Annotated in this window: 12 protein-coding genes; 4 read left to right on the top strand and 8 right to left on the bottom strand. The window is 52.5% G+C overall.

Going from position 1 to position 13,653, the window contains the following annotated elements; genetic code table 11:
- Positions 1 to 22: 22 nt before the first annotated feature.
- The 5 genes from asnB to purM form a co-directional block, all read right to left on the bottom strand.
- Positions 23 to 1,681, bottom strand: a complete 1,659-nt coding sequence (asnB, locus tag K0H80_RS07660) for an asparagine synthase B (protein WP_220058512.1) — start codon at positions 1,679 to 1,681, stop codon at positions 23 to 25.
- A 334-nt stretch (positions 1,682 to 2,015) separates the two neighbouring features.
- Entirely contained in the window at positions 2,016 to 3,677 is a 1,662-nt protein-coding gene (locus K0H80_RS07665) for a M28 family metallopeptidase (protein WP_220073606.1), read from the bottom strand.
- A gap of 221 nt (positions 3,678 to 3,898) precedes the next feature.
- Entirely contained in the window at positions 3,899 to 4,645 is a 747-nt protein-coding gene (locus K0H80_RS07670) for an HAD-IIA family hydrolase (RefSeq protein WP_041406575.1), read from the bottom strand.
- A 273-nt stretch (positions 4,646 to 4,918) separates the two neighbouring features.
- Entirely contained in the window at positions 4,919 to 5,563 is a 645-nt protein-coding gene (purN, locus tag K0H80_RS07675; RefSeq protein ID WP_220073607.1) for a phosphoribosylglycinamide formyltransferase, read from the bottom strand.
- Entirely contained in the window at positions 5,563 to 6,600 is a 1,038-nt protein-coding gene (gene purM / locus K0H80_RS07680; protein ID WP_220073608.1) for a phosphoribosylformylglycinamidine cyclo-ligase, read from the bottom strand. The genes purN and purM overlap by 1 nt, the downstream gene beginning before the upstream one ends.
- 211 nt (positions 6,601 to 6,811) lie before the next feature.
- Here purM and upp point away from each other — a divergent pair, with 211 nt between their 5' ends.
- Positions 6,812 to 7,438 (top strand): uracil phosphoribosyltransferase, encoded by a 627-nt coding sequence (upp, locus tag K0H80_RS07685; protein ID WP_011865313.1) that lies wholly within the window; start codon positions 6,812 to 6,814, stop codon positions 7,436 to 7,438.
- Positions 7,439 to 7,568: 130 nt separating this feature from the next.
- Here upp and K0H80_RS07690 read toward each other — a convergent pair whose 3' ends face one another.
- Entirely contained in the window at positions 7,569 to 8,888 is a 1,320-nt protein-coding gene (locus K0H80_RS07690; protein WP_220044864.1) for a Na+/H+ antiporter family protein, read from the bottom strand.
- 313 nt (positions 8,889 to 9,201) lie between these two features.
- Here K0H80_RS07690 and K0H80_RS07695 point away from each other — a divergent pair, with 313 nt between their 5' ends.
- Positions 9,202 to 9,807: a peroxiredoxin gene (locus K0H80_RS07695; RefSeq protein WP_011865315.1), complete on the top strand. Its 606-nt coding sequence runs from the start codon at positions 9,202 to 9,204 to the stop codon at positions 9,805 to 9,807.
- Between the two features lie 122 nt (positions 9,808 to 9,929).
- Here K0H80_RS07695 and cyaB read toward each other — a convergent pair whose 3' ends face one another.
- On the bottom strand, positions 9,930 to 10,496 hold the full coding sequence (gene cyaB / locus K0H80_RS07700) for a class IV adenylate cyclase (protein ID WP_258406207.1): 567 nt from the start codon (positions 10,494 to 10,496) through the stop codon (positions 9,930 to 9,932).
- 296 nt (positions 10,497 to 10,792) lie between these two features.
- Here cyaB and K0H80_RS07705 point away from each other — a divergent pair, with 296 nt between their 5' ends.
- Complete coding sequence (locus K0H80_RS07705; RefSeq protein WP_220073610.1) at positions 10,793 to 11,539, top strand: substrate-binding periplasmic protein; 747 nt, start codon at positions 10,793 to 10,795, stop codon at positions 11,537 to 11,539.
- A 151-nt stretch (positions 11,540 to 11,690) separates the two neighbouring features.
- A complete protein-coding gene (locus K0H80_RS07710) occupies positions 11,691 to 12,707 on the top strand; it encodes a DUF3137 domain-containing protein (protein ID WP_220073611.1) in 1,017 nt (338 codons plus the stop codon).
- Positions 12,708 to 12,806: 99 nt separating this feature from the next.
- On the opposite strand, the gene rnt is transcribed toward K0H80_RS07710, so the two are convergent.
- Positions 12,807 to 13,520, bottom strand: coding sequence for a ribonuclease T (rnt, locus tag K0H80_RS07715; protein WP_258406208.1), 714 nt, complete (start codon positions 13,518 to 13,520; stop codon positions 12,807 to 12,809).
- Positions 13,521 to 13,653: the final 133 nt, after the last annotated feature.

A 13,653-nucleotide genomic window follows, 5' to 3' on the forward strand; every position in this document is an offset into this window, starting at 1 on the left:
TATGCTTGATCAAATGCAGTGCCTAGTAGGCGCTCTCGTGCACCGATTGTACCGCACGGCCCGAGGGGTCGATGATCCCTTGCAGGCTCTCATCCCAGGCCAGCGCCTCGGGGGTAGAGCAGGCGACCGACTTGCCCCCTGGCACTGTCTCGGCGGCCGATGGCAGCGGGAAGTGCTCTTCGAAGAAGCAACGGTAGAAGTAGGCTTCCTTGGTTTCCGGCGTGTTGTAAGGGAACCTGAACTTGGCGTTGGCCAGTTGCAGATCGTCCACCTGGGCCGCGGCATGTTCCTTCAGGCCATCGATCCAGGAGTAGCCGACGCCATCGCTAAACTGCTCCTTCTGACGCCAGGCCACCTCTTGCGGCAACTTGTGCTCGAAGGCCTGACGCAGGATATGCTTCTCTATACGACCATCTTTGGACATCTTGGCCTCAGGGTTGATACGCATCGCCGTGTCGATAAACGCCTTGTCGAGGAAGGGCACGCGCGCCTCTAACCCCCAGGCCGCCATCGCCTTGTTGGCGCGCAGGCAGTCGAACAGGTGCAGCTTATCTAGTTTACGCACCAGCTCCTCGTGGAAGGCCTGAGCGTTTGGCGCCTTGTGGAAATAGAGATAGCCGCCAAACAGTTCGTCGGCGCCTTCGCCAGACAATACCATCTTGATCCCCATCGCCTTGATCTTACGGGCCATCAGATACATGGGGGTTGCCGCACGTATGGTGGTGACATCGTAAGTCTCCAGGTGATAGATCACATCCTTAAGTGCATCAAGGCCTTCCTGGAAGCTGAAGGTGATCTCATGGTGTATGGTGCCTATGGCATCGGCCACCTTCTGCGCCGCCGCCAGATCCGGCGCGCCGGTCAGACCAACGGCGAAGGAGTGTAGCTGCGGCCACCAGGCATCGCTGGCACCGTCATCTTCGATGCGGCGCTTGGCGAAGGTCTGGGTGATGGCCGATACCACGGAAGAGTCCAGTCCGCCGGAGAGCAGTACGCCGTAGGGTACATCTGACATCAGCTGACGCTTGACCGCGGCTTCTAGTGCCTCGCGCAGTTCTTCCACGCTGGCCGCGTTGTCCTGTACTGCCTCGAAAGACTGCCAGTCGCGCTGGTAGTAGTGGGTCTCACCGCTCTTGGTCAGGTAGTGGCCTGGTTTGAAGGTCTCGACCGTCTTACAGACGGGCATCAGCGCCTTCATCTCCGAGGCGACATAGAAGTTGCCTTCGGCATCATGGCCTGTGTAGAGGGGGATTATCCCCATGTGATCCCGACCAATCAGGTAGCTGTCGCTGCGCTTGTCGTAGAGCACGAAGGCGAAGATACCGTTGAGCTTGTCCAGAAATTCGGTGCCATATTCCTGATACAGGGCGAGGATCACCTCGCAGTCTGAGTTGGTCTGGTAGCTGTACTTGTCACCCAATTCGGCCTTGAGTTCCTTGTGGTTGTAGATCTCACCGTTGACCGCCAGGATCAGGCTTCCATCTTCTGATAACAGTGGCTGGGCGCCATGTTCGATATCGACGATGGCCAGACGCTCATGGGCGAGGATCGCCTTGTCGCTGGCGTAGATCCCTGACCAGTCGGGGCCGCGATGACGCAGCAACTTGGACATCTCCAGGGCAACTTGGCGTAGCGGCGTGGCATCGGTTTGGATGTCGAGAATCGCAAATATTGAACACATAATGAAAGCTCCAGAAAACGGTATAAATCTCAGTTGCCAATCACTTTGACAGCATTTTCTTCATCTGCCAAGTCTAAAAATTATCAAAACGTCATAAAATATGCGTTTTAGATGATGTTTTTGTGGTTTTTGTGGCGACGATTTTGAGTTTTGTTTTGCTGTTTGCGGTTTTAATTGTGGAATCTCTATTTTTGCTCCCATATCTGAGGTGGGATTTGTGCATTCTGAATCTCAGGCTGGATTTTAGTCGAGTTGGTAAAAAGCGGCGTGACTGGCGGATAAATAAACAAAAAGGCTTCCGATGGAAGCCTTCATGTGTTGCCGAAAACCTTAGTTACTCGGCGGTTGCAGTCGTGTTTGTGGTTGCCGGGCGCAGTTGGTGGAACTCGGTGCCGGCATAATAGCCGGGCCAGTCGCCGTTGTTACCCAGGCGTTGAGCGGCCTGATAGTAGACTCCAAGGTCTTCCAGGGCGCCGGAGAGATCCCAGTCGGCGCGATATTCGTCGCAGACATTGTGGTAACAGCCCTTCATCTGCGCTTTCATCTCAGCCTTGTACTTGGCCGTGGCATCATCGACCGGGTTGTTGCCGCCACCGGCAAATACCGCAGGCACACCATACTTGGCGAAGCTGAAGTGGTCTGAGCGGAAGAAGCCGCCAGATTCAGGACGTGTCTCACTCACTGCGGTGCGCTGCTGGCCGCTGGCCGCCTCGACCAGATAGGTTTCCAGCTGTGACTTGCCTTTGCCTACGATAGTGTAATCCGATGTACGGCCATAGATATTGGTGCTGTCCAGGTTGAAGACGGCTACTGTCTTGTCCAGCGGATAGACAGGGTTGGCGGCGTAGTAGCGCGAACCTAACAATCCCTGCTCTTCGCCTGTGGTGGCGACGAAGGTGAGCGAGCGCTTAAGCGGCTTACCTTGCTTGGCCTGGGTGGCAAACTGGCGGGCAATCTCCAGGATCCCTGCGGTGCCAGAGGCGTTGTCCAAGGCGCCGTTATAGATCTGATCGCCCTGCTTGCTGCTGTCCACGCCGATATGGTCCCAGTGGGCGGTAAAGAGGATCTGCTCATCACTGGCGCCTTGGCCGGGGAGGGTGGCCACTACGTTGTAGCTATCGGCATATTCTGCCTTGTTGGCGAAGGCGATGCTGGCGGATTTTTCAAGCGCCACATTCACCGGGCTGCTGGCGGCGCGATCGCTTAAGGTCGCCAGCGACAAGCCAGCGCTGTCGAACAACTCGCTGGCTTTCTCCTTGGTGATCCAGCCTTCGACCTGTACGCGGCTGTCCTGCGTGGCCTTATCCAGTACCAGATCTTGCTGAGCCCCTGTCCAGCTGTTTTCTACCACTGACCAAGGATATGAAGCAGGCTTGGTATCGTGGATGATGATGGCGCCGAGCGCGCCTTGGCGGCTGGCTTCCTCAAATTTATAGCTCCAGCGGCCGTAGTAGGTCATCGCTTTGCCATTAAACTTGCCTGACTCGGGTAGGGCAAAGCCGGGGTCGTTCACCAGGATCAGGGCGATCTTGCCCTTCATATCCAGGCCTTGATAGTCGTCCCAATGATATTCAGGCGCCTTGATGCCATAGCCGACAAAGACCAGCGGCGCATCTTTAATCTCCACCCCTTGGTTGTCATGGCGACTGCCCAGGACGATATCCTGACGGTAGTGCATTGGCAGATCGCCCAGGGTAATGGTTTGCGATTCGCTGGCGGTGTAGCTGACCATAGGCACAGGCTGCAGGAAGCTGCCATCGTTGGCACCGACCAGTCCTGCGGCGGCAAAGGCCTTGCTCAGGTAATCCAGCGTCAGCGCCTCACCCTGGGTAGTGGGGGCGCGGCCCTCAAATTTATCTGAGGAGAGGGTCTGAATATCCAGCCTGAATCTGGCTTCGTTAAAGGCGGGAACTTGCTCCTCGCTACTTAGCTGGGGAGCATGCTGGCTGCAGGCGCTGAGGAGCACCAGAGCACAGGTGGGTAGGGCAAAACGCATGGGACTTCCTATTTGTTTTTGTTATTTATTAATCGCGACCACATGATGAATAAGATGACGGGCCTTGGCAAGGGAGGCGGGGCGATTAAATGTTACGCTTTATGTTTGGTGAAAGGCTGATGTCACTAGGGCTGACAGGAATAAATCTTGTGCAGGCAGAGGATAAAAAACGCGCGGTCTGGGCCGCGCGTCTTGGCTAGTGAATTCTTTGGCTAAACAGGCTAGATGACGTCGATATCACCGGCGCAGTCAAACACATGGTTGGGCCTGAAAGGCTCCTTGTCGATATCTTTTATCTGACTTACGCCGCTGGTGACTAAGATGGTCTCCAGACCCGCCTGGAATCCTGCCAGGATATCGGTGCGCATGTTGTCGCCGATGATCACCGTATTTTCCGAGTGGCCGCCGATATGGTTCAGGGCGCTGCGGATGATCCAGGAGCTGGGCTTACCCACGTAGAAGGGCATGCGACCCGAGATGCGCTCGATAGGGGCGCACAGGGCGCCACAAGCGGGGCTGTGGGCCGGGCCGTGAGTATCCGGGTTGGTAGCGATGAAGCGGGCGCCGGCGGCGACAAACTGGGCGGCCTTGTGGATCATGTCCCAGTTGTAGGAGCGGGTCTCACCGACGATGACAAAATCTGGGTTGATGTCGGTAATGGTAAAGCCGGCCTTATAGAGCTCGTGGGTGAGGGCGCCTTCGCCGATCACAAAGGCCTTATCACCCGTCTGATGCTTGAGGAAGTCTGCCGTGGCCATGGCCGAGGTGTAGAAACACTCCTCTGGTACCTGGATCCCGGCGGCGCCGAGGCGGTTTTGGAGATCTTTACCCGTCTGTACCGGGTAGTTGGTCAATATGACCAGCGGGTTTCCCTGCTCGAGAATGCGATGGATGAACTTATCGCTGCCAGGGATCAACTTATTGTCATGTAGCAGTACACCATCAATATCACAAATTACGTTTTTCATCTTAGGTCTCATCTTGCTAGCAGAAAGTCAACTGCCTTCATCTAAAACCAATTGTGTTTTAAAAACAACGTAATTTGGTGAATTATTTAGTCTGGCCAGCAATAAAGGGATGCTTTGGGTCTAGTGGTTAAGTTGGCCGGGAGGTTCTGCTGTGGCTCAAGGTATGTCGTCAAAGAGGTAAGGCATAACATACAAGCTGTTTAAGAATGCGCTTACGCCAATAAAAAAGAGACCCTGAGGTCTCTTTGTTAGATAGCTGACAATAGGCCGGGGTCAGTCGGCGGCGTAGCCCATTGGGCTTAACAGTTGATCGTCAAGGTAGGCCTTGCCGTCTGTCATACGCAGACGCTGCTGGCTGAACCACTTCACCACCAGGGGATAGATGGCGTGTTCCTGCTCATGGACCCTTTCTGCCAGCAGGCTGGCATCATCCTCGGGATAGACGGGCACCTTGGCCTGCAGGATCACAGGGCCGGCATCCAGCTCTGGGGTCACGAAGTGGACGCTGGCGCCATGCTCGCTGTCACCGGCGTCGATCGCCCGCTGGTGGGTATGCAGGCCTGTGTATTTCGGTAGCAGTGAAGGGTGAATGTTGATCATTCGCCCCTCGAACTGCTTGACGAAATCATCGCTCAGGATACGCATAAAGCCTGCCAGCACGATAAGATCTGGCTGGTACTTGTTGATGGCCGCCTTGAGACGCAGATCATAGTCGCTGCGAGACTCGCCCTCATGGGGGATCACGCAGCTGGTATCGATCTCACTCTGATGTGCGCGCACCAGGCCATAGGCATCGGGCTTATTGCTGATCACCCCAACGACTTCGGCGTCCAGGTTATCGTCACAACCGTCGATGATGGCTTGCAGATTGCTGCCATTACCAGAGACCAGGACGAGAACGCGACAGCAGTTGGACATTAGCAAATCTCCACTTGCTCTTCGTCGCCATTGCGGCTGGCAATGTCACCGATGAGCCAAGCGTTTTCACCTTCGGCCTTAAGCAGGGTTAGCGCCGCATCGACCTGATCCTGTGGTAGGGCGATGATCATGCCAACACCACAGTTGAAGGTACGGTACATTTCAAACTCGGCGATATTACCGTTTTCCATCAACCAGTTGAAAACGGTAGGCCATTGCCATGAGTCGCCTTTTACCACGGCTTTAGCATCATTAGGTAGCACGCGTGGGATGTTTTCCCAGAAGCCACCGCCAGTGATATGCGCCATGGCATGGATGTCATGCTTCTCAAGCAGCTTAAGCAGCGGCTTAACATAAATCTTGGTCGGTTCCAGCAGGTGATCGATAAGCGGCTTGCCTTCGAGGTCTTGCTGAGGATCGGCCTTGCTCACTTCCAATACCTTACGGATCAGCGAGTAACCGTTTGAGTGTGGACCGCTTGAGCCCAGGGCGATCAGCGCGTCACCGGCAACCACTTTAGAACCGTCGAGTACATCTTCTTTCTCGACCACGCCGACGCAGAAGCCAGCTAAGTCGTAGTCTTCGCCTTCGTACATGCCAGGCATTTCGGCGGTTTCACCACCGATCAGGGCGCAACCTGATTGAGCACAACCTTCGGCAATGCCGTTAACCACAGAGGTCGCGGTCGCAACATCTAGCTTGCCAGTGGCGTAATAGTCGAGGAAAAACAGGGGCTCTGCACCGGCAACAATCAGATCGTTGACACACATGGCAACCAGGTCGATACCTACGCTGTCATGTTTCTGATAATCGATAGCCAGTCTAAGCTTGGTACCAACACCATCGGTGCCAGACACAAGAACTGGATGTTTGTACTTAGTTGGCAGCTCGCAAAGTGCGCCAAAACCACCTAGGTTGCCCATGACTTCGGGGCGGTGGGTACGTTTAACGGCAGATTTGATATTGTCTACAAGGGCATTGCCTGCGTCGATATCAACACCTGCATCTTTATAGCTTAGCTGGGTAGGAGTGCTCACGGAGGATCCTCTCGGGTACATCGTTATTGGATTTTTATGCGGCGCTATTCTATCAGCTTGTGTAGGCACTCGAAAGGGATGATTTTGAATATTCAAACGGACTTAGGTCACGATTTACCGTGTTTGTAAAACTTTATGTTTTCGATTGTGAACAAATCTACTAGAATCGGTACAATTTGCTGGAAAAACTGGAATAGATCAGGAGAAAACGATGAAAGTGGTCGAAGTTAAGCATCCTCTGGTACGTCATAAGATTGGCTTGATGCGTGAAGGAGATATTAGTACTAAGCGTTTCCGTGAGTTAGCGGCTGAAGTGGGTAGCCTGTTGACCTATGAAGCGACCGCTGACTTTGAAACCGAGAAGGTCACTATCGAAGGATGGAACGGTCCAGTAGAAGTTGAGCAGATCAAGGGTAAGAAGGTTACCGTAGTGCCTATCCTGCGTGCCGGTCTTGGCATGATGGATGGCGTACTTGAGCACGTCCCGAGCGCACGTATCTCTGTTGTGGGTATCTACCGCGACGAGGAAACGCTGGAGCCTGTGCCATATTTTGAGAAGCTTGCCAGCAATATGCATGAGCGTATCGCATTGGTGGTCGACCCTATGTTGGCAACTGGCGGCTCTATGATCTCAACTATCGATCTGCTTAAAGAGCGTGGCTGCACCTCAATCAAGGCGTTGGTATTAGTAGCGGCGCCTGAAGGCATCGCGGCGCTTGAGAAGGCCCATCCTGATATCGAGCTTTACACCGCCTCTATCGATAAGTGCCTTAACGAGAACGGTTACATCCTGCCTGGTCTGGGTGATGCTGGCGATAAGATCTTCGGTACTAAGTAATACGTTAAGTTAGACCTAGTATCTAGTAGCAAGCCATATTAAATATGGTGAGCCGTAAAAAAGGAGCCTAAGGCTCCTTTTTTGTTGGCTGACTTTTGTGCCTGGACTCGATTAAAGTGCTATGTCCTTGTTAGAGCACCATGGCCGCAATCCAACCCGAGATCAATAGCGGGATATTGTAGTGGATAAAGGTTGGGATAACGCTGTCACGAATGTGATCATGCTGACCGTCGGCGTTAAGACCCGCGGTTGGGCCCAGGGTCGAATCCGATGCCGGTGAGCCCGCATCCCCCAGCGCCGCGGCCGTGCCGACGAGCGCTATGGTGGCCGGTACCGAGAAGCCAAAGCTGATGGCCAGCGGCACATAGATGGTGGCAATAATCGGGATGGTGGAAAACGATGAGCCGATTCCCATGGTGATCAGCAGACCGACTACCAACATCAAGAAGGCCGCCAAGGCGCGGTTATCGCCGATAAGATGACTGAGAGAGTCAACCAGGGTGCCCACGTCGCCAGTGGCCTTGACCACGGCGGCAAAACCGGCGGCTGAGATCATGATGAAGCCTATGTTGGCCATCATGCGTACGCCTTGGTTAAAGATATCCTGATCGGCCACATGCTTGAGGGCGCCGGAGAAGCTAAAGATGATAAAGCCGATGAGGGCGCCGAAAATCATCGAGCCGGTATAGAGCTGCACCGCCAGGGTAGAGGCAATAGCGATTAGGGCGATGATAATGTTACGGCGATTGAGTGTCTCCTCCGGCTCGGCGGCGAGGATCAACTCTTCCTTATACTCTCTTGGCTTGCGATAGCTGATGAACACGGCGATGAATAGCCCCACCACCATGCCCAGGGCCGGGATTAACATGGCCGATGGGATCTGCTCGCGCACCGCATCTAAGTTGTTGCTGGTGAGGTTAGAGAGCAAGATGTCGTTGAGGAAGATACCACCAAAGCCCACGGGCAGGATCATATAGGTGGTCACCAGGCCGAAGGTGAGCACACAGGCCACCAGACGTCGGTCGAGCTTTAGCTTAGACATCACATGCAACAGCGGCGGAATTAAGATCGGAATGAAGGCAATATGAATCGGCAGAATGTTTTGTGACGATACCGCCATGGCCAGGATAGCCAGTAAGAGGAACCAGCGCACCTTGTTGACGTTGCCAGGGCTTTCTTCCTGTCCTAACTGGGCAATCACCTTGCGGGAGATGAGCGTGGTGAGTCCCGAGTGTGAAAGGGCCACGGCAAAGGCGCCCAACAGGGCATAGCTCAGGGCGATCTGCGCGCCGCCGCCAAGGCCGGTATTAAAGGCATCGACCGTCTGGTCTAGGTTCATGCCGCCGACGAGTCCGGCGACCAATGCACTCACAGTGAGTGCGATAACGACGTTCACGCGTGCTAGGCTAAGGCCCAACATCAAGCAAACGGCAATAACAACTGCATTCATATTGATTCAATCTGATTTTTTAATCTGTAATGGGAAGCTATTTTTGCCAGCAATAGCCCGTGTTGTCCAGCGCCATGGCGTTTTATCTAAGAATTTAGCAAGAGATGTAACCGAACTGTATTCAAGTTTACTGCGTAAGTGTAAATAAGCCTAACCGGCCGGAAAGAAGACGGTGATAACTTGGGCAACTCGATGAATATTTATTAAAAAAAGTGACAATGATCCCAAATTACTTGTGTCCCGCTGGTGACTGCCTATAATGCTTTTGAGTTCAGAATTAAAAGCTTTTTCAATCCATAGATGGAGATAAAAAATGAGCGTATTAGTAGGCCGTCCGGCTCCTGATTTTACAGCTGCAGCAGTGCTAGGTAATGGCGAAATCGTTGATAGCTTTACCCTAAGCGAAGCGATTAAAGGAAAGCCAGCTGTAGTATTCTTCTACCCACTTGATTTCACATTCGTATGCCCATCTGAGTTGATTGCTTTCGACCACCGCATGGAAGAGTTCAAGAAGCGTGGCGTAGAAGTTATCGGTGTTTCTATCGATTCTCAGTTCACTCACAACGCATGGCGTAACACCCCAGTAGACAAGGGTGGTATCGGCCAGGTGCAATACACGCTAGTGGCTGACGTGAAGCACGATATCTGTAAAGCCTACGATGTTGAGCATCCAGAAGCCGGTGTGGCTTTCCGTGGTTCTTTCCTGATCGACAAAGAAGGTCAGGTTCGTCACCAAGTTGTTAACGATCTGCCACTAGGCCGTAACGTTGACGAGATGCTACGTATGATCGACGCACTTCAGTTCCACGAAGAGCACGGTGACGTTTGCCCAGCAGGTTGGGAAAAAGGTGACAAGGGTATGGACGCAAGCCCAGAAGGCGTTGCTTCTTACCTGACTGACAACGCTGACTCACTATAAGCGATTAATATCGTTAGTAAAAATGTTAGTCAAAAGCTGCCCTAGGGCAGCTTTTTTTATGGCTGAATTTCATGAGCCTCATGTCGTGAGGGCTCTCTTGCCGTCTTCCTTGCCGTCTGCCTCTAAGCGGGCGAGGGCACAGTTTGGAGTGTCTGCATCAGCTCGCGATAGGAGCGGGTTTCCCTGTCATCCTGGGTAAGGCCAAGCTGCTGGGCAAGCTCGAGCAGGCCTTGTTCGTGATATTCCAGCTGGGTCTCATCGTCTGTCATGATCGCCAGCTCGGCAAAATCCCCCAGGCCTTCGAGATTGTCGACCGTCACATGGTACTGGTCGATAAAATAGATGCTGCGAGTCTTGGTAAGCCGCAGCACTACCTCATAGCCTAAGGTTTGCAGCATATCGGCGGCGCTGTCGATATTGTCGATGCGAGTCGCCTGACACTGCTTATCGCCCGGACCTTTAACTATCCACAGCTTGATGTTTGAAGGGCGCATCTCCCTGATACACAAGTGTTTACTCTGCACAGCCAACTGCCCTAAAGGGGTGTCATAGTAGCGATCAAACTCGACATTGTCTTTTAGCATCGTCTCGTGGGGGAGACTCTTTAGCTTGCTTAAGAAGGCGTTTCTATCTTGGAGCCTGTATTTGAGCTCGACTTCATACTTGCCGTCAAAATGGGATTGGCTCATGGGGGATTCGCTCATGGAAATTGTTGTAACCTAGGTTAAAAAGCTGGGCCGACTATATCATCTTTCCTTCTCATCGGGGTGAGGCGAGCGGCGGGTTTTGGCTCTTTTACTCTTGGCTATTTGATCTAGGCCATTTAATCCGGGTAGTTTCAAAGTAAAAATGTTAATGAATTGATCATTTTGTTTACCACTGATATACCTAGAGCAACTCCCTGTGAATTATCGCCCAAGTGGCTTATCCAAGGAGCAAGAAGTCAGCTACCAAACATAGGGTATTAGACGTGCGGTATAACTCGATGCGAATCTCTCTAGCCTTTATCTCTTGCCTGATGTTAGCGGCGCCGCTTCGCGCCGAGACTGTGCTCTCCTATGACGTCAACGGATCTAGCAGTTGGTACCCTTACTTTATTCCCGAGACCATCAAAGACCCAGGGATCCTGGCCGAGTTGGTGCCGCAGATCTTCGCCTTAACCCCAGTGAGGTTAGATGCAAAACATTATCCGCCTAAGCGGACCAATCAAGCATTGGCAACCGGCGGACTGGATTTTGATGTGGTCAGCCCCAGCTGGTTCGAGGGAGGGGATCTTGGCGATGCCTTCGTGCAGTCTCAGCCGATTTTTGCCATAAAGGAGCATGTGGTGGTGCTGGCCGGTAACCAGGAGCAGTGGATGGATATCAAGAAGATCCGCGGCCAGGAGATAGGCACGGTGCGTGGCTACCTCTACCATGATGACAGTGAATATACGCGTATCGATTTCAAGTCCGAACGTGAGCTGATCATCGCCTTGCAGAAGGGGCGAATTCAGGCGGCCATTGCAGGCGATCTTACCGCGCTATATTGGGCCAAGGAGCTGGAGGTGCCCATCGCCCTGGCGGCCGTGCATTCCGATGGCGTGTTGGTGATCCGCCTGCGTAAGGAGCATCAGGCCTTACTTGGACAGATTAACGATGCGATCAGCCAGCTAAGATCCCAGGGCGTCATAGATGCGCTTCTGGCTAAATATACCTCGGGGCAGTCTGTGGCCAGCCGGTTGAGTAAATAATCTTTCGCCGAGGTCAAGATTCTCTATCTCGAAGCAAATCAAATCGAGTAAGCTAAACGATTGTTTTTCAATCGATCGAATCATCATCACTTGACGTGGGCCGCAAGATATCCGCTAATTGTCGCTCAAGGACATTAGCAAGGATAGATGTATGAATCCAATGGAGTTTGCGATTCCGGCCGAGGACAAGCAGGCCTTTAGTCAATATTACGCGAAACAGATAGCCCCTAGGTGTCGGCGTTATGAGTCGGCTCGTCAGGCGGCGGCCGCTAAGTATCTGGCCCGCAGAAAAATAAGCGCTCCCGTCACCCTGATAGGATTACCTGTCTTTTTGGCATTTTTTGCCCTGAGTTTTTATGGCGCAATAGTGCTCGATTTTGAAGATGGCGTATTTTATATCGGCTTTGCCGGCGCCTTTTTATCTATCGTCGCGGTGGCAAGCGTTATCATCTGGGCGAGTAGCGAGATAAATCAATTGCGCACTAAGATAGTCGATGAGATCTATCCACTGCTGCTCGGCTATTTTGGCAAGAGCTTTGAGTTGAATCCGTCGAACTTACCCGAACTGGATGCTTATAAGGACTATGGTCTCTTTCCAAAATATGACAAGGGCTACTTTGACGATTCGGTTAAGGGCAAATACCACAATGTGCCTTTCCTGATGAGAGAGCTGACGCTACTCGAGTATAAAGGGACTAAAGACAATAAACCCCAATACAAGACCCTGTTCGAAGGGATTTTGATTGAGTTTACGCTATTAAAGAAATTCTCTGGTAATACCCTGGTGCGTCAGGATAAAGGAGTTATTGGCAACAGCTTAGTGCAGTTTAAACAGAAGCTGACACGGGTAAAGCTGGAAGACCCAACCTTTGAGCGAGAGTTTCAGGTGTATAGCGACGATCAAGTCGAGGCGAGATATTTGCTAAATACGGCGACCATGGAGCGTATGCTCTCACTGTCTCGTTTCTACGGTGGCGAACTAGAGGCGAGTTTTAAAGATGGACGACTGCTGATTAAGATCGCCTGCAAGCATAACTATTTTGAACCTAAACTGGATCTGCTAAAGCCACTGGATTTTGTCGATGACATAGAGCAGGTGTTTAAGGAGATCTATGAGGTGTTTGATTTAATTAAAGCCCTGAATCTGGACAGTCGTACAGGGCTGTAAATATCGGTTTAATTATTGATAGCTCGCCGCATCCGCTACGAGCTATCAAGCTCTCACTATTAAGCTCTCATAAGAGTTACGATTGATACTCGCTATTTGTTAGCCGTTAGCACTCGTATCTGTGTCTTGCCCGCTAGCCGGCTCGCTGGCTGCTTCATCGCTACCTGTTTCTTCGCTAGGCGTGGCCACCGGCCAGCCGCCTAAGGCCTTCCACTTGTTGACGATATGACAAAACAGCTCGGCGGTGCGCTCGGTATCATACAGGGCGGAGTGAGCCTCTTTGTTGTCGAAGGGGATACCGGCAATCTCACAGGCCTTGGCCAAAACGGTATGACCCAACGCAAGGCCCGAGAGGGCGGCGGTGTCGAAGGTGGCAAAGGGATGAAATGGCGTACGCTTGAGGGCGTTGCGCTCAATCGCCTGCGTGACGAAGCCGTGGTCGAAGGCGGCGTTGTGGGCCACTATGATGCTGCGGTGACAATTTGATGCCTTCTGGTGCTTCTTGACCTCTTTAAAAATCTCTAAGAAGGCTTCCTTCTCGCTGACGGCGCCGCGCAGCGGATTGTTTGGGTCTATGCCATTAAACGCCAAGGCTTCTGGCTCTAGGTTGGCGCCTTCGAAGGGCTCGATATGATAATGTAACGTCTTATCCAGCACCAAGTCGCCATTATCATCCATCTTCAGCAGGGTGACGGCGATCTCCAGCAACGCATCGGTTTGAGCATTAAAACCCGCGGTTTCAACATCTATGACGACGGGAAAGTAGCCACGAAATCTATGCTTAAGTTTGTGTGCGTCGCAAATATCGCTCATTAAAATATCCAAAGTGAAGAGTGGGGGGCTATTATGAAGTATCCGATGGGAGCTTGTCATGTTTGATTGGTCAATATATGGGCTAAAGGAATGCTAAATTAGGCCGATAGGGATAAGTAACGTAATTAACAAG

Origin of the sequence: Shewanella aegiceratis (assembly GCF_019457495.1) — a bacterium.
Classification (GTDB): Bacteria; Pseudomonadota; Gammaproteobacteria; order Enterobacterales; family Shewanellaceae; genus Shewanella; species Shewanella loihica.

Coding starts and splice junctions, on each gene's coding strand:
- K0H80_RS07665 (WP_220073606.1), bottom strand. CDS start 3,677: ATGCGTTTTGCCCTACCCACCTGTGCTCTGGTGCTCCTCAGCGCCTGC.
- K0H80_RS07670 (WP_041406575.1), bottom strand. CDS start 4,645: ATGAAAAACGTAATTTGTGATATTGATGGTGTACTGCTACATGACAAT.
- cyaB (WP_258406207.1), bottom strand. CDS start 10,496: ATGAGCCAATCCCATTTTGACGGCAAGTATGAAGTCGAGCTCAAATAC.
- K0H80_RS07695 (WP_011865315.1), top strand. CDS start 9,202: ATGAGCGTATTAGTAGGCCGTCCGGCTCCTGATTTTACAGCTGCAGCA.
- K0H80_RS07705 (WP_220073610.1), top strand. CDS start 10,793: ATGCGAATCTCTCTAGCCTTTATCTCTTGCCTGATGTTAGCGGCGCCG.
- asnB (WP_220058512.1), bottom strand. CDS start 1,681: ATGTGTTCAATATTTGCGATTCTCGACATCCAAACCGATGCCACGCCG.
- K0H80_RS07690 (WP_220044864.1), bottom strand. CDS start 8,888: ATGAATGCAGTTGTTATTGCCGTTTGCTTGATGTTGGGCCTTAGCCTA.
- purN (WP_220073607.1), bottom strand. CDS start 5,563: ATGTCCAACTGCTGTCGCGTTCTCGTCCTGGTCTCTGGTAATGGCAGC.
- upp (WP_011865313.1), top strand. CDS start 6,812: ATGAAAGTGGTCGAAGTTAAGCATCCTCTGGTACGTCATAAGATTGGC.
- rnt (WP_258406208.1), bottom strand. CDS start 13,520: ATGAGCGATATTTGCGACGCACACAAACTTAAGCATAGATTTCGTGGC.
- K0H80_RS07710 (WP_220073611.1), top strand. CDS start 11,691: ATGAATCCAATGGAGTTTGCGATTCCGGCCGAGGACAAGCAGGCCTTT.